We start from the raw sequence: 16,511 nt of genomic DNA, 5'->3' as shown, positions 1-16,511 counted from the left end.
AAGTAAATAAATAATGGGAGCAAGAAAACATATCGCGGCTGAAAAATTAAAAGAGGCACGCAAAAATTTGTACTTTGCTAAGCTCAATGGAGTACCTTCGTCACCACGTAAAATGCGTTATGTTGTAGACATGATTCGTGGTATGGAAGTTAACAAAGCTCTGGGAGTACTTAGATTCTCTAAGAAGCAGGCTGCTGCTGATGTAGAGAAACTTCTCCGTTCAGCTATCGCTAACTGGGAAACAAAAAATGACCGTAAAGCTGAGGACGGTGAACTTTTTGTAAGTAAAGTCTTCGTTGATGAAGGTGTTACTATGAAACGTATGAGACCAGCACCACAAGGTCGTGGTTATAGAATTCGTAAGCGTTCTAACCATGTAACTATCTTTGTTGATGCTAAAACTAACGACGATAAATAAATAATAGAATGGGACAGAAAGTTAATCCAATAAGCAACCGACTTGGTGTAATTCGTGGTTGGGATTCAAATTGGTTCGGTGGTAAGAACTTCGGCGATAGTCTTGTAGAAGATCAGAAAATCCGTAAGTATCTTAACGAGCGTTTGGCTAAGGCTAGCGTTTCTCGCATTGTCATCGAACGTACCTTGAAATTGGTTACCATTACTATTTGTACAGCCCGTCCGGGTATCGTTATTGGTAAAGGTGGTCAAGACGTTGATAAATTGAAAGAAGAACTGAAGAATCTCTTTAAGAAGGATATTCAGATTAACATCTTCGAAGTTAAGAAGCCTGAATTGGATGCAACTATCGTTGCAACTAATATAGCTCGTCAGGTAGAGGGTAAGGTAGCTTATCGTCGTGCTATTAAGATGGCGATTGCTAATACAATGCGTGCTGGTGCTGAAGGTATTAAAGTTCAGATCACAGGTCGTTTGAATGGCGCTGAAATGGCACGCAAGGAGATGTTAAAGGAAGGCCGTACTCCTCTTCATACATTCCGTGCAGATATTGATTTCTGTCAGGCAGAAGCTCTTACTAAGGTAGGTTTGCTCGGTATTAAGGTATGGATTTGCCGTGGAGAAGTATATGGCAAACGTGATCTTACACCTAATTTTACTCAAGACAGTAAGAACAATCGTAATAACGGTCGTTCTAATCGCGGTAATGGTCGTAAGAGAAACAATAACCGTTAAATGTAAGAATTACAATGTTACAGCCTAAAAGAGTTAAATATAGAAGACCTCAAGATGGACGTGGTAATAAAGGTAACGCCCATAGAGGTACACAGTTAGCTTTTGGTTCTTTTGGAATTAAGACACTTGAAGCTAAGTGGATTGATAGCCGTCAGATCGAAGCTGCACGTGTTGCATTAAACAGATACATGAATCGTCAGGGACAAGTTTGGATTCGTATTTTCCCTGATAAACCAATTACTCGTAAACCTGCTGATGTGCGTATGGGTAAGGGTAAAGGTGATCCAGCTGGATGGGTTGCTCCAGTAACTCCAGGTCGAATTCTTTTCGAAGTTGAGGGTGTATCTTTTGATATTGCAAAAGAAGGCCTTCGCCTTGCAGCACAGAAGTTGCCTGTTAAGACTAAGTTTGTTGTTAGACGTGATTTCGATAAAAACGCTTAATTATGAAGATTAAAGAAGTAAGAGAACTCGAAACCAAGGAATTGGTAGAGAAATTAGAAGCTGCAGAGGCTAATCTTAAGAAGATTAAGCTTAATCATCAGATTACTCCTCTCGTAAATCCATCTCAGATTAAGGCCGCTCGTCGTGATATTGCGCGTATGAAAACCGAACTTCATCAGAGAGAACTTAACAAATAATAATGGTCCAGATGGAAACAAGAAATTTAAGAAAAGTAAGACAGGGTGTTGTTATCAGCAACAAAATGGATAAAACCATTGTTATTGCAGCTAAGTTCAAAGAGATGCACCCTATTTATGGTAAATTCGTTCAGAAGACGAAGAAATATCATGTACATGATGAAAACAATGAAGCTAATGTTGGTGACACTGTTATGATCATGGAGACTCGTCCTTTGTCAAAAACAAAGAGATGGAGATTAGTACAAATTGTTGAAAAAGCTAAGTAATTATGATACAAACAGAATCAAGACTTACAGTGTGTGATAATAGCGGCGCACGTGAAGCAAAATGTATTCGCGTTCTCGGTGGTACCGGTCGTCGCTATGCTAGCGTTGGTGACGTTATCGTAGTTGCTGTTCAGAACGTTATTCCTTCTAGTGATTTGAAGAAAGGTGCTGTTTCTAAAGCATTGATCGTTCGTACCAAAAAGGAAATCCGTCGTGCGGATGGTTCTTATATTCGTTTTGATGATAATGCTTGTGTATTGTTGAACAATGCCGGTGAGCTTCGTGGTAGTCGTATCTTCGGTCCAGTTGCACGTGAACTTCGTGCAGTTAACATGAAGGTTGTTTCATTAGCACCTGAGGTTCTTTAATTTAAAAAAGAAATTTAGTAATGAGTAAATTACATATTAAAAAAGGCGATACCGTAATTGTTCTTACTGGTAAAGATAAGGGCAATAAGGGTAAGGTGCTTCAGGTTCTTGTAGATGAGAACCGTGCTATTGTTGAAGGTATTAACTTGGTATCTAAAAGTACCAAGCCTTCTGCAAAAAATCCTCAGGGAGGTATTGTTAAGCAGGAAGCTCCTATCAATATTTCAAATTTGAGTTTAATCGATCCTAAGAGTGGTAAGGCTACTCGCGTTGCTATCAAGCATGATGGTAAAAACGTTATCCGTATTGCTAAAAAATCAGGGGAGGAAATTAAATAATGGATACAGCACAGTTAAAGAAGGTTTACAAGGAGACTATCGCTCCTGCGCTGCAGAAGCAATTTAATTACTCTTCTGCAATGCAAACTCCTGTATTGAAGAAAATTGTGATTAATCAGGGTCTCGGTGATGCAACTCAAGATAAAAAAATCATTGATGTTGCTATCAACGAAATTACAGCAATTACTGGTCAGAAGGCTGTTGCTACATATTCAAAGAAGGATGTTGCGAACTTCAAACTTCGTAAAAAGATGCCTATTGGTGTAATGGTTACATTGCGTCGTGAGCGTATGTATGAGTTCCTTGAAAGACTTGTACGTGTTGCTTTGCCTCGTATCCGTGACTTCAAGGGAATTGAATCTAAGTTTGATGGACGTGGTAACTATACTTTAGGTATCACAGAGCAAATTATCTTCCCTGAAATCAATATTGATCAGGTAGATAGAATTCAGGGTATGAATATTACTTTCGTAACATCAGCTAAGACTGACGAAGAGGGTTATGCTCTCCTAAAGGCATTTGGTCTTCCATTCAAGAACGCTAAAAACGATTAAAAGATATGGCAAAAGAATCAATGAAAGCTCGCGAAGTTAAGCGTGCAAAACTTGTTGCTCGTTATGCTGAAAAACGTGCAGCTTTGAAAAAGATTATTGCAACTTCTAATGATCCAGCTGAGGCTTATGAGGCATCTCGTAGGCTTCAGGCTATTCCAAAGAATGCTAATCCTATTCGTCTGCATAATCGTTGCAAGATAACTGGCCGTCCAAGAGGTTATATGCGCCAGTTTGGTCTTTCACGTATTCAGTTCCGTGAGATGGCATCTTCAGGTTTGATTCCTGGTGTTAAGAAAGCAAGTTGGTAATATTATTACCGTTCATTTTATATTTTTAATATTGTCGGGGATGTCCCGATTAATTAAATTATTTTTTATGACAGATCCAATAGCAGATTATCTGACAAGACTCAGAAACGCGATCATGGCTCATCACAGAGTTGTTGAGGTTCCTGCGTCAAATTTGAAAAAAGAGATTACTAAGATTCTCTTTGAAAAGGGTTATATCTTGAACTACAAGTTCATTGAGGATGGTCCTCAGGGTACTATTAAAGTAGCTCTTAAATATGATCCAGTTACTAAAGCAAATGCAATAAAGAGTTTGAAACGTGTTTCTACTCCAGGTTTGCGTAAGTATACTGGTTATAAAGATATGCCAAGAGTTATTAATGGTTTAGGTATCGCAATCTTGTCTACATCTAAGGGTGTAATGACTAATAAGGAAGCTGCTGACCTGAAAATCGGTGGTGAGGTTCTTTGCTACATTTATTAATTGGAGGGATTTATATGTCAAGAATAGGAAAATTGCCAATTAGTATTCCATCAGGAGTTACAGTTAACTTCGATGAAAAAGCAAATGTTATCTCTGTTAAGGGTCCTAAAGGTGAACTTTCACAGGATATCAACGAATCAATCAAGGTAAAGATTGAAGATGATAAGGTTATTTTTGAAGTAGATGAAAATAGCCCAGTAAATTATAAGCAGAAACAAGCTTTTCATGGTTTATATCGTTCACTTGTTAACAATATGGTTGTTGGTGTAAGTGAAGGATTTAAGAAAACTATGGAACTTGTAGGTGTTGGTTACCGTGTTTCTAATCAGGGTAATATCATCGAGCTTTCTTTAGGTTATACTCACCCTATTTTTATTCAGGTTCCTAGCGAAGTTAAGGTAGAGACAAAGTCAGAAAGAAACCAGAATCCTATATTAACTTTGGAGTCATGTGACAAGCAGTTACTTGGTCTCATCTGTGCTAAAATTCGTTCTTTCCGTATGCCAGAACCTTATAAGGGTAAAGGTATTTTGTTCCAGGGTGAAGTTATTCGCAGAAAGTCTGGTAAGACAGCTGCTGCTAAGTAATTTTTTATTTTTACGATTATGACAACAAAGAAAGTAGAAAGACGAATTAAGATAAAATTCCGTATTCGCAAGAATGTAAATGGAACTGCAGAACGTCCTCGTTTGAGTGTTTTTCGTTCTAATAAACAGATCTACGCACAGGTTATTAACGATTTGACTGGTAAGACATTGGCTTCTGCTTCTTCACTTGGTTTGGAGAAGTTGCCTAAAGTAGAACAGGCTAAGAAAGTTGGTGTATTAGTTGCAGAAAAGGCAAAAGCTGCAGGTGTTGAATCAGTAGTTTTTGATCGTAATGGTTATCTGTATCATGGTCGTGTTCAGGCATTAGCTGATGGCGCTCGTGAAGGTGGTCTTAAATTCTAAACGATAATGGCAATGAATAAAGTAAAAGTAAATAATGATGTTGAATTAAAGGATCGCCTTGTTGCAATTAATCGTGTAACAAAGGTAACTAAAGGTGGTCGTACTTTCACATTTGCTGCTATCGTCGTTGTAGGTGACGGTAACGGTGTTATTGGCTGGGGTCTTGGTAAGGCTGGTGAAGTTACAGCTGCTATATCTAAGGGTACTGAAGCTGCAAAGAAGAATCTTATTAAGGTTCCTGTTTTGAAGGGAACTGTACCTCATGAAGTCGAAGTAAAGTTCGGTGGAGCACAAGTTTTGCTTAAGCCAGCTGCTGCAGGTACTGGTTTGAAGGCCGGTGGTGCTATGCGTGCTGTTTTGGAGAGTGTTGGTGTTAAGGACGTTATTGCTAAGTCAAAAGGTTCTTCTAACCCTCACAATCTTGTAAAGGCAACTATCCTTGCACTTTCTGAGATGCGTGATGCTTATCAGGTTGCTGGTGAGCGTGGAATCTCTATGGATAAAGTTTTTAATGGTTAATTAGGATATAACGATGGCAACAATCAAGATTAAACAAATTAAAAGTAGAATTGGAGCACCTGTAGATCAGAAGAAAACACTTTTGGCTTTAGGTCTTCATAAGATTTCTCAAGTTGTTGAAGTTGAGGATAATCCTAGTATGCGTGGTATGATTCGTAAAGTTCATCACCTTGTAACCGTAGTTGATTAATTTAAACTTAAAATTGAACAATTATGAAATTAAATAATTTAAAACCAGCAGTAGGTTCTACACATTCACGTCGTCGTATTGGTCGTGGTCCTGGTTCAGGATTAGGTGGTACTTCTACTCGTGGTCACAAAGGTGCTAAGGCTCGTTCTGGTTATAAGAGAAAAATCGGTTTTGAAGGTGGTCAGATGCCTTTGCAGCGTCGTATTCCAAAAGCTGGATTTAAAAATATTAACCATAAAGAGTATTTTGCTGTTAACTTGTCAACTCTCCAGAGTTTAACAGAGGCTAAAGGTTTTACAAAGATTGGTATCGCAGAACTTAAAGAAGCAGGTCTTACTAATGGTAAGGAGCTAGTTAAGGTTTTGGGTAATGGTGAGTTAAAAGCTAAAATCGATGTAGAAGCTAATGCATTCTCAAAAACTGCAGAAGAAGCAATCAAGGCAGTTGGTGGCAATGCAACAATAATCTAAATAAATGAAAAAGTTAATCGAGACACTGAAGAATTGCTGGAAGGTTGAGGATTTGCGTCAGCGACTCCTTATAACTCTTCTTTTTACGGCTATTTATCGTTTTGGCTCATTTGTTGTCCTTCCGGGCATCAATCCGGGCATGTTGGAAAAATTACAGTCGCAAACTTCAACAGGTCTTATGGCCTTGTTGAATGCATTCTCCGGTGGAGCATTTTCCAATGCGTCTATTTTCGCTTTGGGAATTATGCCTTACATCTCGGCTTCTATCGTTATGCAGCTTCTAGCTATTGCTGTACCTTATTTTCAGAAGATGCAGCATGAAGGTGAAAGTGGTAGAAAGAAAATTAATTGGTATACAAGGATCCTGACTGTAGCTATATTGCTCTTTCAGGCTCCTTCGTACTTACTTAATTTAAAGATGCAGGCAGCTGGTGCCTTAGCTTCAGGTATTTCTTGGACAGTATTTATGATTCCTGCTACTATTATTCTTGCAGCAGGAAGTATGTTTATCCTTTGGTTGGGTGAGCGTATTACTGACAAGGGTGTAGGTAATGGTATTTCTCTTATCATTATGATTGGTATCATTGCTAGATTACCTCAGGCTTTTGTTCAGGAGGTTACTTCTAGATTACAGGCTATTACTAGCGGTGGTCTAATTATGTTTATTGTGGAGCTACTTATCTTATATGGTGTAGTTTGCGCTTCTATACTTCTTGTTCAAGGTACTAGAAAAGTTCCAGTTCAATATGCAAAGCGATTGATTGGGAATAAGCAATATGGTGGTGCTAGACAGTACATTCCATTAAAGTTGTTTGCTGCTAATGTAATGCCAATTATTTTTGCGCAAGCATTGATGTTTATCCCTTTGGCTATAGTACAGTATCAATCAGACGGAGCTAGTTCTGTTGTACGTCAGTTGTTGGATAATAGAAGTTTGCTTTATAATATAATTTATGTTGTATTGGTTATAGCATTTACTTATTTTTATACTGCTATTACTTTGAATCCTACACAGATGTCCGAAGACATGAAACGTAATAATGGTTTTATTCCTGGTGTAAAGCCAGGTAAGGATACTGCAGAATATATCGACACCGTTATGTCTCGTATAACTTTACCGGGTTCTTTTTTTATTGCATTTATAGCTATCATGCCAGCTCTTGCTGGACTTCTTAATGTTCAACAGGAATTTTCACAGTTCTTTGGAGGTACTTCTCTTTTGATTCTTGTGGGTGTTGTTATTGATACATTGCAGCAAGTTGAAAGCTATTTGCTTATGAGGCATTATGATGGATTGTTAAATTCAGGTCATACTCGTCAAGGGAGCGTTTCTGCATATTAAATTTTCGTCATGAGTTTTATTCTTAAGACGAATGATGAAGTTGGTTTAATGCGCAAAGCCAATCAATTAGTTGGTGCAACGTTATTTGAACTTGGTAAACATATAAGACCAGGTATATCGACCTTCCAATTGGAACAGTTAGCTAGGGATTTTATATTAAAACATGGAGGTACTCCATTTTTTATTAATTTTCTTAATCCTCTTGGAGGGTCTTTTTCTGTTTCTGAAAATTATTCAGGACATGATTTGAACAAGAAAACAGTTACTCTTAGTGAGGGTGATATTATATCTATAGATTGTGGCGTTAGTTTCTGTGGCTTTTGTGGTACCTGTTCTCGCATTTTTTTTGTGGGGAATGTTTCAACTGGTCTAACGGAGTTGGTTCATGGTATTGAAGTTGCTCTCATTGATGCAATTAATTCAACTATTCCTGGTAAATATATTTGTGATATAGGATATTCTATTGAACAGGTATTTGAATCATTAAAAGGTGTTAGAGTAAGACAGATTTTTGGGAATAGCATCGGACAAGAGTTTGCAGAATCAACAAGATTATCTTTCAATTCAAAAAGAGGTAAAAGAGTTCTTTTAAAAAATGGAATGTGTTTTACTATTAATTGTATAGTAAGTTTAGAGAAAGGTTATTTAACCCAGCATAATATCAGTAGTGGTTTTGCAGGGAATAATGCACAGTTATCACTCCATTTTAAGCATACTTTTTCTGTTGGTATTGATCATGTGGATATTTTATCAAGTTTTGATAGTATAGAACGAATTGACAGTTAGATAGTATTTTATGGCAAAACAGTCAGCAATTGAACAGGATGGTACAATTTTAGAATCTCTTTCTAATGCCATGTTTAGAGTGGAATTAGAGAATGGAGTTCAGATTGTAGCTCACATCTCTGGAAAGATGAGAATGCATTATATAAAGATTCTCCCAGGAGATAAAGTAAAAGTGGAAATGAGCCCATATGATTTAACAAAGGGTAGAATAGTTTTCCGATATAAATAAACAATTAAAATGAAAACAAGAGCATCATTAAAGAAGCGTACACCAGATTGTAAAATTGTACGTCGTAAAGGTCGTTTGTTTGTTATTAACAAAAAGAACCCTAAGTTTAAATTGCGTCAGGGTTAATTAAAAAATGTGAATTCTTTGGTAGTTATTTATTTTCTATTAAATATTTTGACTACCTTTGCTTTCCATTTTAGTTAAACACATTTTATATTTATTATTTCAAATGGCAATTAGAATTGTTGGAGTAGATTTGCCCCAGAATAAGCGTGGCGAAATCGCATTGACTTATATCTTTGGTATAGGTCGAAGTAGTTCAGCAAAGATATTGGATCAGGCAGGTGTAAACCGTGACTTGAAGGTCAGTGAGTGGACTGATGAGCAAGCAGCTAAAATCCGTGAAATTATCGGCGCTGGTTTTAAAGTTGAAGGTGATCTTCGTTCTGAGATCTCCATGAATATTAAGCGTCTGATGGATATCGGTTGTTATCGTGGTATCAGACATCGTAATGGTCTTCCTGTTCGCGGTCAAAGCACTAAGAACAATGCTCGTACTCGTAAGGGAAAGAAGAAGACTGTTGCTAATAAGAAGAAGGCTACTAAGTAATTTTGAAGGAGTTAAATTATTATGGCAAAGACAAAAGCAACATCTAAAAAAAGAAATGTAAGAGTTGATGCAATTGGACAACTTCATGTTCATAGCTCTTTCAATAACATTATAGTTTCTCTTGCTAATAATGAAGGTCAGATTATTTCTTGGTCTTCTGCTGGTAAGATGGGTTTCCGTGGTTCTAAGAAGAATACACCTTATGCTGCTCAGATGGCAGCTGAAGACTGTGCAAAGGTCGCTTTCGATCTTGGTCTTCGTAAAGTAAAGGCTTATGTTAAAGGTCCTGGAAATGGTAGAGAATCAGCTATCCGTGCTGTACATAGTGCAGGTATTGAGGTAACTGAGATTGTAGACGTAACACCATTGCCACATAATGGTTGTCGCCCTCCAAAGCGTCGTCGTGTTTAATCAATATTACAGATCCTTTAATAATTAGCATTTTAAATTATGGCAAGATATATAGGTCCAAAGTCTAGAATTGCACGCCGTTTTGGTGAGCCAATTTTCGGCGCAGATAAAGTTTTGAGTAAACGCAATTTCCCTCCAGGTCAGCATGGTAATAACCGTCGTCGTAAGCAGTCTGAGTACGGTGCACAGTTGGCTGAGAAGCAGAAGGCAAAATACACTTATGGTGTATTAGAGCGTCAGTTCCGTAACATGTTTGATAAGGCCGCTAAATCTGATGGTATTACAGGTGAGGTTCTGTTGCAGGAACTCGAGAGCCGTCTTGATAACGTGGTCTTCCGTTTGGGTATTGCTCCAACACGTGCTGCTGCTCGTCAGCTTGTTAGTCATAAGCACATTGTTGTTGATGGCGCTGTTGTAAATATTCCTTCTTATTCTGTAAAACCTGGTCAGGTTATTGGTGTTAGAGAGAAAGCTAAGTCTCTTGAGGTTATCGAAGGTGCTTTGGCAGGTTTCAATCATAGTAAGTATCCTTGGATCGAATGGGATGAAAACACTAAGAGTGGTAAGTTCCTTCACAGACCTGAGCGTGCAGATATTCCTGAGAATATTAAGGAACAGTTAATAGTTGAGTTGTACTCTAAACAATAAATCATTGAATTAATGGCGATATTAGCATTTCAAAAACCTGACAAAGTCGTAATGCTGGAGGCTAACGATAAGTTCGGAAGATTTGAGTTCCGTCCTCTCGAGCCTGGATTTGGTGTTACTGTAGGTAATGCCCTCCGTCGCATGCTTCTTTCCTCTCTTGAAGGATATGCTATCAATACTGTTAAAATTGCAGGTGTTGAGCATGAATTTTCTTCAGTTCCGGGTGTTAAAGAAGATGTAACCAACATTATCTTGAATCTCAAACAAATTCGATTCAAGCAAGTAGTAGAAGAATTCGAGAACGAGAAAGTTAGTATCATAGTAGAGAATTCAACAGAATTCAAAGCTGGTGATATAAGTAAACATCTGACTGGATTTGAAGTGTTAAATCCTGAATTAGTGATTTGTCATTTAGACCCTAAGGCTTCGATGCGAATTGACCTTACAATCAACAAGGGACGTGGTTATGTTCCTGCTGATGAGAATCGTCAATTTTGTACTGACGTTAATGTCATTCCAATCGATTCTATCTACACCCCTATTCGTAATGTTAAATATTCAGTTGAACCTTATCGTGTTGAACAGAAAACAGACTACGATAAATTAACAATTGAAGTTACTACTGATGGTTCCATTCATCCAAAGGATGCGCTTAAGGAAGCAGCTAAGATATTGATTTATCACTTTATGTTATTCTCTGATGAAAAGATTACACTTGAAAATCCTGATCAGGATGGTAATCAAGAGTTTGACGAAGAGGTTCTTCATATGCGTCAGTTGTTGAAGACTAAGTTGGTAGACATGAATCTTTCTGTTCGTGCTCTTAACTGTCTGAAAGCTGCGGATGTAGAAACTTTAGGTGATTTAGTTCAGTATAATAAGACTGATTTGCTTAAGTTCCGTAATTTTGGTAAGAAATCGCTTTCTGAGCTTGATGATTTGCTCGAGAGTCTGAATCTTTCGTTTGGAACTGATATTTCAAAGTATAAACTTGATAAGGAGTAATCTTCTTATCTTAATTAAAAAACAATAATGAGACACAATAAAAAATTCAACCATTTGGGTCGTACTGCATCTCATCGTGATGCCTTGCTTTCAAACTTGGCTATCTCTTTGATTATGCACAAAAGAATCACTACGACTCTTGCAAAAGCTAAAGCTCTTAAAAAATATGTAGAGCCTTTAGTTACTCGAGCTAAGAATGATAGTACAAATTCTCGTCGTGTAGTTTTCCGTTATTTACAGAATAAAGAGGCTATCAAGGAATTGTTTGGTACTGTTGCAGCAAAGGTTGGTGATCGTCCAGGTGGTTATACTCGTGTAATCAAATTGGGTACTCGTCAGGGTGATGCAGCTCCAATTGCTTTTATCGAGTTGGTTGACTTTGATGAAAACATGTCTAAAAGCGCTAAATCTGCTGCTAAGAAGACTCGTCGTTCACGCAAGTCTACAAAGGCAGTTGAAGAAGTTGTTGAGACTCCTGAAACCGAAAATAATGCAGCTGAGTAAGTTTTAGCATTTTATATTAATCTCCATCCCGAAAAGGATGGAGATTTTTTTTGCTCTATTTAAAATTTGATTGCTTCAGGAAAGTTCTTGTAGCATATATAAGTTTGTCATTTATGAATGGTTATATGCTTTCTATAAGTAATTTTCAATCCTATGGTCTTTGTTTCCTTATTAGATTATGCCTCATTTTGCTTTTATTGCCTTTTTGCTCTGTTATTGTGCAGTGATAGCGGATTCATTTTTATCACATTAGTGTCTTTTCAAGATGCCTTTTGTTTTTTTTGAATAATTATCTATTATGGATTTTCGCTTTTGTAATTGTGGATGACTTCTTGTATCCAGTTTTTCTTGTGTAAGTTTTTCAAATCAACCAACTACGTTAAGTAGTTCTTTCATTGAGAATTTACGTTGTATTTGTTTCTTACTAATCTTTGCTTTTGTAATGTGAATTTAGCAAAATCTATTTTCATACTTATGATACTGAATTAATCGCCTTTTTAAGTTCCCTTATGCACTAAAAAAGTTACATTCTTTTTTGAAAAGCCAGAAGAAAATACTATTTTTGCAATGGTTTCAGTGGTTTAAAAATTATTCATTTTAAATATAAAAAATATTATGGCAGTAAATTACAAGGATTTAGGCTTGGTAAACACTCGTGAGATGTTTAAAAGAGCTATCAAAGGTGGTTGGGCAGTTCCAGCATTTAACTTTAATAACCTTGAGCAGCTGCAAGCTATTGTTAAGGCTTCATCTGAGTTGAAATCACCTGTTATTATTCAGGTTTCAAAGGGTGCTCGTAACTATGCCAATTCAACTCTTCTTCGCTATTTGGCAGAAGGTGCAGTTGCTTATGCAAAGGAATTGGGTTGCAACCATCCTGAGATTGCTCTTCATTTGGATCACGGTAGCAGTTTTGAATTGTGTAAAGACTGTATAGATCTCGGTTTCTCATCAGTAATGATTGACGGTTCAGCTCTTCCTTATGAAGAGAATGTTGCTTTAACTAAGAAGGTGGTAGATTATGCTCATCAGTTTGATGTAACCGTAGAAGGTGAGCTTGGTGTATTAGCTGGTGTTGAAGATGATGTAGTTGCTGAGGAATCTCATTATACTAAGCCTGAGGAAGTTGTTGATTTCGCTACTCGTACAGGTTGTGATTCTTTGGCTATATCAATTGGTACTTCACATGGTGCTTATAAGTTCAAGCCAGAGCAGTGTACACGTGATCCAAAGACAGGTTTACTTGTACCACCACCATTGGCATTTGATGTTTTGGCTGGTGTAGAAGAGCAGTTACCAGGTTTCCCAATTGTTCTTCATGGTTCATCTTCAGTTCCACAGGAATATGTTAAGATTATCAATTCTAACGGTGGTAAGCTTCCTGATGCTGTAGGTATTCCAGAGGAGCAGCTTCGTAAGGCTTCTGAGAGTGCTGTTTGCAAGATTAATATTGACTCAGATTCACGTTTGGCATTTACAGCTGGTGTGCGTGAAACATTGACTCAGCATCCTGAATATTTCGATCCTCGTCAGTATTGTGGCGCTGGTCGTGAGTATATGGAGCAGATGTATCGTCATAAGATTATTGATGTATTAGGTTCTGATAACAAGTTGGGTCAACTTGATTAATAGATTAAGTTTATTTTAATTTTATAGTAGAGGATGGGGCAGAATTGACTCATCCTCTTTTTTTGTTAATTTGGGTTGATATTATGAGCAATGCGTAGCAGGTGATCGTCTGGAGCGAGTTGTAATAATGCTGATATTCCTTTTTAATCCTTGTGTAAGTAGTTCTAATAGCAATTAATAAGTGTTTAATTTAAAACGTGTAAGAGGTATGCAATTAGAATGTCATACCATAGAAATATTATAATTCGCACAGAGAATAATACAAGTCTTAGTGGAATTATAATATTTTGCTATACAGTATCATCTTTATCAGATAGCTTTCTGATACCGGTAGCTTCTAGTCTTCTAAGCGTAAAAATGCTTGAGGTAAATACTTAATTATATCACTTGCAATCAAACTTTCTTTGCCTAAATCTTTTACAGCTAAATCACCCGCTAATCCATGCAAATACATGCCAAGTTTGCATGCTTCTTCTTGCTTATATCCTTTTGCCAATAATCCTGTAATAATACCAGTAAGAACATCGCCACTACCTGCTGTAGCCATTCCGCTATTTCCAGTTGTATTGAAGAAAATATGTCCATCGGGAAGACAAAGCGCAGAATAGTGTCCTTTTAAAATGATATAGACTTGGAAATGTTCAGCTAGCTCTTGTGCTTTCCGAAGTCTGTCGTAGGAACCATTATTGATGCCATTATTAAGTCTATCCATCTCTTTAGGATGAGGAGTTAGTATAGCACCTGGAGGTAATTGTTGCATCCATGCACGATGATTGGCAAGAATATTTAAGGCATCAGCATCAATGACAATCGGGCAGGTAGCTCTTCTTATTTGGGCAATTAGTGCAATAGCAGTATTTTCTAAAGAACCTAATCCTGGGCCAATTCCCACTGCATTATATTTTTCAGTATCTATTGGTTCTGAAAAATATAATTCATCCTTGTCCATTTGGAGAACAGCCTCAGGTACAGAAATCTGCATAATTTCATAGTTTCTTCTAGGCGTAACGGCAGTAACTTTACCAACTCCAGCTCGTAAACAAGCTTTAGTAGCTAGAACAGATGCACCAGCCATGCCGTAGCTGCCAGCTATGATAAGTGCGTTTCCCATATTTCCTTTATGTGCAAAGTCATTGCGGTGGTGGAGAAGTGAACGAATATCGTTTTCTTCAACCATTTGATATGGGCTATCTGTGTTTTGTATAAATTCTTGAGACAATCTGATATCCAGTACTTTAATCTTACCAAGAAATATTTGATTGTCAGCCAAGAGCATAGCTAATTTTTTCTGTTGGAGTGTAAATGTTTGATTTGCTTTAATGATATTCGTAGGTATATTGTAAGTATTGTCTTCACACATCAAACCAGAAGGTAAATCAATACTTATAACCTTACAAGCAGATGCATTAATATATTTTACTAAAGAAGCAAATCCGCCAGAAAGCGGCTTATTCAGTCCGCTTCCAAATAGTCCATCAATGACAACAGTATTTTCGTCTAGTGTAGGAGGATCAAAATTTACAGTTATTTCTGTAAATTTCTTGATCTTTTTCCCATCGAGAATTCTTTGTTTATTAGTCGCACATTCTTCAGAAAGGTGATTGTGAATATTAAAGAGGAAAACAGACACGTTGTATCCATTTTCAGCTAGCATTCGTGATACAGCTAGCGCATCACCACCATTATTGCCCGGTCCTGCAAAAACTACAAAAGAGATACGATTATCATATTCTGCAGAAATCGCATGGTATATCGCTTTAGATGCGCGTTCCATTAAGTCTATAGATGATATAGGTTCGTGCTCTATAGTGTATTTATCAAGTTCGTGGATTTGGTTGCCAGTAAATATCTTCATACATGCAAAAATACGAAAATTATGCCAATGAGTATGTTATGTTTGCTATATTTTTCGTAATTTTGCTCCAAATTTAAAAATCATATCAATGAGTATCGTAAAAATCAAGGATTTAACGTTTAAAACGTTCATTCCGGAAGATGAAATCCAAAAGAATGTCAAGCAGGTAGCAGATAAAATCAATCATGATTTAGCTGGAAAAAATCCATTGTTTCTTGCTGTTCTTAATGGGTCTTTTGTATTTGCAGCAGATCTCATGAGATATATTACTATCCCATGTGAAATCTCTTTCGTTAAATTGGCCTCTTATCAGGGTACTACTTCTACAGGTACAATCAAGGAAGTAATTGGTCTTAATGAAGATTTAGCTGGGCGTACAATTGTCATAGTAGAGGATATTGTAGATACAGGTTTTACGATGAAGCGTATGGTAGAGTCTTTAGGAACTCGTGGACCAAAGTCTATCCATATTTGTACATTATTGTTAAAACCTGGAAAACTTCAGGTACCTTTGAACATTGAGTATGCTGCCATGTCTATTCCAAATGACTTTATAGTCGGTTATGGTTTGGATTATGATCAGCAAGGTCGAAATTTAAGAGATATCTACACCCTTGTAGATGATAAATAATTACTTGTAAAGCGAATAATCAAAAACAAATCTATAAGAAAACAAATGAAAAATATTGTAATTTTTGGTGCCCCTGGTGCTGGAAAAGGAACACAGAGTGACAAAATGATAGAAAAATATGGTTTAGGTCATATTTCTACAGGTGATGTGCTCCGTAGTGAAATCAAGAATGGTACAGAACTTGGTAAGATTGCTAAAGGATTTATTGATAATGGTCAGTTGATACCAGATGAACTGATGATTGATATCTTGGCTAATGTATATGATTCTTTTGGTAAAGAGCATAAAGGTGTGATCTTTGATGGCTTCCCTCGTACTATACCACAGGCAGAGGCCTTGAAAAAAATGCTTGCAGAGCGTGGGCATGTTGTTGCTGCAATGATAGAATTGGCAGTTCCTGAAAAGGAGTTGATGAGTCGTCTTATTAATAGAGGTAAAATCAGTGGTCGTTCTGATGATAATGCGGAAACTATTCAGAAGCGTTTGAATGTATATCATGAGCAGACTTCTCCGTTGATAGATTGGTATAGTAAAGAAGGAATTCATCATCATGTAGAGGGTCTTGGTACAGTAGATGAAATCTTCAGCCGTATCGAGTCAGTGATAGATGCCCTCGAAGATTAATTTTAACATATAATAT

General features: G+C 37.1%; 28 protein-coding genes. 27 read left to right on the top strand and 1 reads right to left on the bottom strand.

The annotated features are described in order from the left end of the window. The first annotated feature begins 13 nt into the window (after nt 1-13). The 25 genes from rplV to L6471_RS12845 all read left to right on the top strand — a co-directional run bounded on the left by rplV (nt 14) and on the right by L6471_RS12845 (nt 13,385). Nucleotides 14-418 (top strand): 50S ribosomal protein L22, encoded by a 405-nt coding sequence (gene rplV / locus L6471_RS12965; RefSeq protein WP_006283652.1) that lies wholly within the window; start codon nt 14-16, stop codon nt 416-418. An 8-nt stretch (nt 419-426) separates the two neighbouring features. Next, nucleotides 427-1,152: a 30S ribosomal protein S3 gene (gene rpsC, locus L6471_RS12960; RefSeq protein WP_006283651.1), complete on the top strand. Its 726-nt coding sequence runs from the start codon at nt 427-429 to the stop codon at nt 1,150-1,152. Nucleotides 1,153-1,166: 14 nt separating this feature from the next. Then, nucleotides 1,167-1,595 carry a 50S ribosomal protein L16 gene (rplP, locus tag L6471_RS12955; RefSeq protein WP_006283650.1) on the top strand — a complete coding sequence of 143 codons (429 nt, stop codon included), beginning with the start codon at nt 1,167-1,169 and terminating at the stop codon, nt 1,593-1,595. 2 nt (nt 1,596-1,597) lie between these two features. Beyond that, nucleotides 1,598-1,792, top strand: a complete 195-nt coding sequence (gene rpmC, locus L6471_RS12950; RefSeq protein ID WP_006283649.1) for a 50S ribosomal protein L29 — start codon at nt 1,598-1,600, stop codon at nt 1,790-1,792. Between the two features lie 2 nt (nt 1,793-1,794). Next, a complete protein-coding gene (gene rpsQ / locus L6471_RS12945) occupies nt 1,795-2,061 on the top strand; it encodes a 30S ribosomal protein S17 (protein WP_006283647.1) in 267 nt (88 codons plus the stop codon). A gap of 2 nt (nt 2,062-2,063) precedes the next feature. Then, entirely contained in the window at nt 2,064-2,429 is a 366-nt protein-coding gene (rplN, locus tag L6471_RS12940; RefSeq protein WP_006283646.1) for a 50S ribosomal protein L14, read from the top strand. Between the two features lie 20 nt (nt 2,430-2,449). Next, complete coding sequence (gene rplX, locus L6471_RS12935; RefSeq protein WP_006283645.1) at nt 2,450-2,767, top strand: 50S ribosomal protein L24; 318 nt, start codon at nt 2,450-2,452, stop codon at nt 2,765-2,767. Beyond that, on the top strand, nt 2,767-3,321 hold the full coding sequence (gene rplE / locus L6471_RS12930; RefSeq protein WP_006283644.1) for a 50S ribosomal protein L5: 555 nt from the start codon (nt 2,767-2,769) through the stop codon (nt 3,319-3,321). The genes rplX and rplE overlap by 1 nt, the downstream gene beginning before the upstream one ends. A gap of 5 nt (nt 3,322-3,326) precedes the next feature. Further along, nucleotides 3,327-3,629 (top strand): 30S ribosomal protein S14, encoded by a 303-nt coding sequence (rpsN, locus tag L6471_RS12925; protein WP_006283643.1) that lies wholly within the window; start codon nt 3,327-3,329, stop codon nt 3,627-3,629. Between the two features lie 67 nt (nt 3,630-3,696). After that, nucleotides 3,697-4,092: a 30S ribosomal protein S8 gene (rpsH, locus tag L6471_RS12920; protein WP_006283642.1), complete on the top strand. Its 396-nt coding sequence runs from the start codon at nt 3,697-3,699 to the stop codon at nt 4,090-4,092. Nucleotides 4,093-4,106: 14 nt separating this feature from the next. Continuing rightward, nucleotides 4,107-4,679 carry a 50S ribosomal protein L6 gene (rplF, locus tag L6471_RS12915; protein WP_006283641.1) on the top strand — a complete coding sequence of 191 codons (573 nt, stop codon included), beginning with the start codon at nt 4,107-4,109 and terminating at the stop codon, nt 4,677-4,679. Between the two features lie 18 nt (nt 4,680-4,697). After that, nucleotides 4,698-5,042: a 50S ribosomal protein L18 gene (gene rplR, locus L6471_RS12910; RefSeq protein ID WP_006283640.1), complete on the top strand. Its 345-nt coding sequence runs from the start codon at nt 4,698-4,700 to the stop codon at nt 5,040-5,042. A 6-nt stretch (nt 5,043-5,048) separates the two neighbouring features. Further along, on the top strand, nt 5,049-5,561 hold the full coding sequence (gene rpsE / locus L6471_RS12905; RefSeq protein ID WP_027453351.1) for a 30S ribosomal protein S5: 513 nt from the start codon (nt 5,049-5,051) through the stop codon (nt 5,559-5,561). Between the two features lie 13 nt (nt 5,562-5,574). Further along, nucleotides 5,575-5,751, top strand: a complete 177-nt coding sequence (gene rpmD, locus L6471_RS12900; protein WP_006283638.1) for a 50S ribosomal protein L30 — start codon at nt 5,575-5,577, stop codon at nt 5,749-5,751. A 23-nt stretch (nt 5,752-5,774) separates the two neighbouring features. Continuing rightward, nucleotides 5,775-6,221: a 50S ribosomal protein L15 gene (rplO, locus tag L6471_RS12895; RefSeq protein ID WP_006283637.1), complete on the top strand. Its 447-nt coding sequence runs from the start codon at nt 5,775-5,777 to the stop codon at nt 6,219-6,221. Nucleotides 6,222-6,225: 4 nt separating this feature from the next. Next, entirely contained in the window at nt 6,226-7,563 is a 1,338-nt protein-coding gene (gene secY, locus L6471_RS12890) for a preprotein translocase subunit SecY (RefSeq protein WP_006283636.1), read from the top strand. 9 nt (nt 7,564-7,572) lie between these two features. Next, the gene (locus L6471_RS12885; RefSeq protein ID WP_006283634.1) at nt 7,573-8,349 is read left to right on the top strand and encodes a M24 family metallopeptidase; all 777 of its coding nucleotides are present in this window, start codon (nt 7,573-7,575) and stop codon (nt 8,347-8,349) included. A 10-nt stretch (nt 8,350-8,359) separates the two neighbouring features. Further along, a complete protein-coding gene (gene infA / locus L6471_RS12880) occupies nt 8,360-8,578 on the top strand; it encodes a translation initiation factor IF-1 (protein ID WP_006283633.1) in 219 nt (72 codons plus the stop codon). A gap of 9 nt (nt 8,579-8,587) precedes the next feature. Continuing rightward, nucleotides 8,588-8,704: a type B 50S ribosomal protein L36 gene (ykgO, locus tag L6471_RS12875; RefSeq protein WP_004350205.1), complete on the top strand. Its 117-nt coding sequence runs from the start codon at nt 8,588-8,590 to the stop codon at nt 8,702-8,704. A 103-nt stretch (nt 8,705-8,807) separates the two neighbouring features. Further along, a complete protein-coding gene (gene rpsM, locus L6471_RS12870) occupies nt 8,808-9,188 on the top strand; it encodes a 30S ribosomal protein S13 (protein WP_006283631.1) in 381 nt (126 codons plus the stop codon). 21 nt (nt 9,189-9,209) lie between these two features. Beyond that, a complete protein-coding gene (gene rpsK / locus L6471_RS12865) occupies nt 9,210-9,599 on the top strand; it encodes a 30S ribosomal protein S11 (RefSeq protein WP_006283630.1) in 390 nt (129 codons plus the stop codon). A gap of 39 nt (nt 9,600-9,638) precedes the next feature. Further along, the gene (rpsD, locus tag L6471_RS12860) at nt 9,639-10,247 is read left to right on the top strand and encodes a 30S ribosomal protein S4 (RefSeq protein ID WP_006283629.1); all 609 of its coding nucleotides are present in this window, start codon (nt 9,639-9,641) and stop codon (nt 10,245-10,247) included. 12 nt (nt 10,248-10,259) lie between these two features. Next, nucleotides 10,260-11,252 carry a DNA-directed RNA polymerase subunit alpha gene (locus tag L6471_RS12855; protein ID WP_006283628.1) on the top strand — a complete coding sequence of 331 codons (993 nt, stop codon included), beginning with the start codon at nt 10,260-10,262 and terminating at the stop codon, nt 11,250-11,252. A 27-nt stretch (nt 11,253-11,279) separates the two neighbouring features. Continuing rightward, a complete protein-coding gene (gene rplQ, locus L6471_RS12850) occupies nt 11,280-11,756 on the top strand; it encodes a 50S ribosomal protein L17 (protein WP_006283627.1) in 477 nt (158 codons plus the stop codon). Between the two features lie 615 nt (nt 11,757-12,371). Then, nucleotides 12,372-13,385, top strand: coding sequence for a class II fructose-bisphosphate aldolase (locus L6471_RS12845; protein ID WP_006283626.1), 1,014 nt, complete (start codon nt 12,372-12,374; stop codon nt 13,383-13,385). Nucleotides 13,386-13,722: 337 nt separating this feature from the next. Here L6471_RS12845 and L6471_RS12840 read toward each other — a convergent pair whose 3' ends face one another. Next, on the bottom strand, nt 13,723-15,240 hold the full coding sequence (locus L6471_RS12840; protein WP_094448076.1) for an NAD(P)H-hydrate dehydratase: 1,518 nt from the start codon (nt 15,238-15,240) through the stop codon (nt 13,723-13,725). A gap of 88 nt (nt 15,241-15,328) precedes the next feature. Between L6471_RS12840 and hpt the strand changes: the two genes are divergently transcribed. Further along, complete coding sequence (gene hpt / locus L6471_RS12835) at nt 15,329-15,871, top strand: hypoxanthine phosphoribosyltransferase (protein WP_006283624.1); 543 nt, start codon at nt 15,329-15,331, stop codon at nt 15,869-15,871. Nucleotides 15,872-15,916: 45 nt separating this feature from the next. Beyond that, the gene (locus tag L6471_RS12830; protein WP_006283623.1) at nt 15,917-16,495 is read left to right on the top strand and encodes an adenylate kinase; all 579 of its coding nucleotides are present in this window, start codon (nt 15,917-15,919) and stop codon (nt 16,493-16,495) included. The last annotated feature ends 16 nt before the right edge of the window (nt 16,496-16,511 follow it).

The sequence above is a fragment of the Segatella bryantii genome (assembly GCF_022024215.1).
Classification (GTDB): Bacteria; Bacteroidota; Bacteroidia; order Bacteroidales; family Bacteroidaceae; genus Prevotella; species Prevotella bryantii.
The sequence above is the reverse complement of the archived record's forward strand: the minus strand, read 5'-3'. Positions and strand labels throughout refer to the sequence as shown.

What these genes read in the sequence shown, in the direction of transcription:
- rplV (WP_006283652.1), top strand. Translation starts at nt 14, where the DNA reads ATGGGAGCAAGAAAACATATCGCGGCTGAAAAATTAAAAGAGGCACGC.
- rpsC (WP_006283651.1), top strand. Translation starts at nt 427, where the DNA reads ATGGGACAGAAAGTTAATCCAATAAGCAACCGACTTGGTGTAATTCGT.
- rplP (WP_006283650.1), top strand. Translation starts at nt 1,167, where the DNA reads ATGTTACAGCCTAAAAGAGTTAAATATAGAAGACCTCAAGATGGACGT.
- rpmC (WP_006283649.1), top strand. Translation starts at nt 1,598, where the DNA reads ATGAAGATTAAAGAAGTAAGAGAACTCGAAACCAAGGAATTGGTAGAG.
- rpsQ (WP_006283647.1), top strand. Translation starts at nt 1,795, where the DNA reads ATGGTCCAGATGGAAACAAGAAATTTAAGAAAAGTAAGACAGGGTGTT.
- rplN (WP_006283646.1), top strand. Translation starts at nt 2,064, where the DNA reads ATGATACAAACAGAATCAAGACTTACAGTGTGTGATAATAGCGGCGCA.
- rplX (WP_006283645.1), top strand. Translation starts at nt 2,450, where the DNA reads ATGAGTAAATTACATATTAAAAAAGGCGATACCGTAATTGTTCTTACT.
- rplE (WP_006283644.1), top strand. Translation starts at nt 2,767, where the DNA reads ATGGATACAGCACAGTTAAAGAAGGTTTACAAGGAGACTATCGCTCCT.
- rpsN (WP_006283643.1), top strand. Translation starts at nt 3,327, where the DNA reads ATGGCAAAAGAATCAATGAAAGCTCGCGAAGTTAAGCGTGCAAAACTT.
- rpsH (WP_006283642.1), top strand. Translation starts at nt 3,697, where the DNA reads ATGACAGATCCAATAGCAGATTATCTGACAAGACTCAGAAACGCGATC.
- rplF (WP_006283641.1), top strand. Translation starts at nt 4,107, where the DNA reads ATGTCAAGAATAGGAAAATTGCCAATTAGTATTCCATCAGGAGTTACA.
- rplR (WP_006283640.1), top strand. Translation starts at nt 4,698, where the DNA reads ATGACAACAAAGAAAGTAGAAAGACGAATTAAGATAAAATTCCGTATT.
- rpsE (WP_027453351.1), top strand. Translation starts at nt 5,049, where the DNA reads ATGGCAATGAATAAAGTAAAAGTAAATAATGATGTTGAATTAAAGGAT.
- rpmD (WP_006283638.1), top strand. Translation starts at nt 5,575, where the DNA reads ATGGCAACAATCAAGATTAAACAAATTAAAAGTAGAATTGGAGCACCT.
- rplO (WP_006283637.1), top strand. Translation starts at nt 5,775, where the DNA reads ATGAAATTAAATAATTTAAAACCAGCAGTAGGTTCTACACATTCACGT.
- secY (WP_006283636.1), top strand. Translation starts at nt 6,226, where the DNA reads ATGAAAAAGTTAATCGAGACACTGAAGAATTGCTGGAAGGTTGAGGAT.
- L6471_RS12885 (WP_006283634.1), top strand. Translation starts at nt 7,573, where the DNA reads ATGAGTTTTATTCTTAAGACGAATGATGAAGTTGGTTTAATGCGCAAA.
- infA (WP_006283633.1), top strand. Translation starts at nt 8,360, where the DNA reads ATGGCAAAACAGTCAGCAATTGAACAGGATGGTACAATTTTAGAATCT.
- ykgO (WP_004350205.1), top strand. Translation starts at nt 8,588, where the DNA reads ATGAAAACAAGAGCATCATTAAAGAAGCGTACACCAGATTGTAAAATT.
- rpsM (WP_006283631.1), top strand. Translation starts at nt 8,808, where the DNA reads ATGGCAATTAGAATTGTTGGAGTAGATTTGCCCCAGAATAAGCGTGGC.
- rpsK (WP_006283630.1), top strand. Translation starts at nt 9,210, where the DNA reads ATGGCAAAGACAAAAGCAACATCTAAAAAAAGAAATGTAAGAGTTGAT.
- rpsD (WP_006283629.1), top strand. Translation starts at nt 9,639, where the DNA reads ATGGCAAGATATATAGGTCCAAAGTCTAGAATTGCACGCCGTTTTGGT.
- L6471_RS12855 (WP_006283628.1), top strand. Translation starts at nt 10,260, where the DNA reads ATGGCGATATTAGCATTTCAAAAACCTGACAAAGTCGTAATGCTGGAG.
- rplQ (WP_006283627.1), top strand. Translation starts at nt 11,280, where the DNA reads ATGAGACACAATAAAAAATTCAACCATTTGGGTCGTACTGCATCTCAT.
- L6471_RS12845 (WP_006283626.1), top strand. Translation starts at nt 12,372, where the DNA reads ATGGCAGTAAATTACAAGGATTTAGGCTTGGTAAACACTCGTGAGATG.
- L6471_RS12840 (WP_094448076.1), bottom strand. Translation starts at nt 15,240, where the DNA reads ATGAAGATATTTACTGGCAACCAAATCCACGAACTTGATAAATACACT.
- hpt (WP_006283624.1), top strand. Translation starts at nt 15,329, where the DNA reads ATGAGTATCGTAAAAATCAAGGATTTAACGTTTAAAACGTTCATTCCG.
- L6471_RS12830 (WP_006283623.1), top strand. Translation starts at nt 15,917, where the DNA reads ATGAAAAATATTGTAATTTTTGGTGCCCCTGGTGCTGGAAAAGGAACA.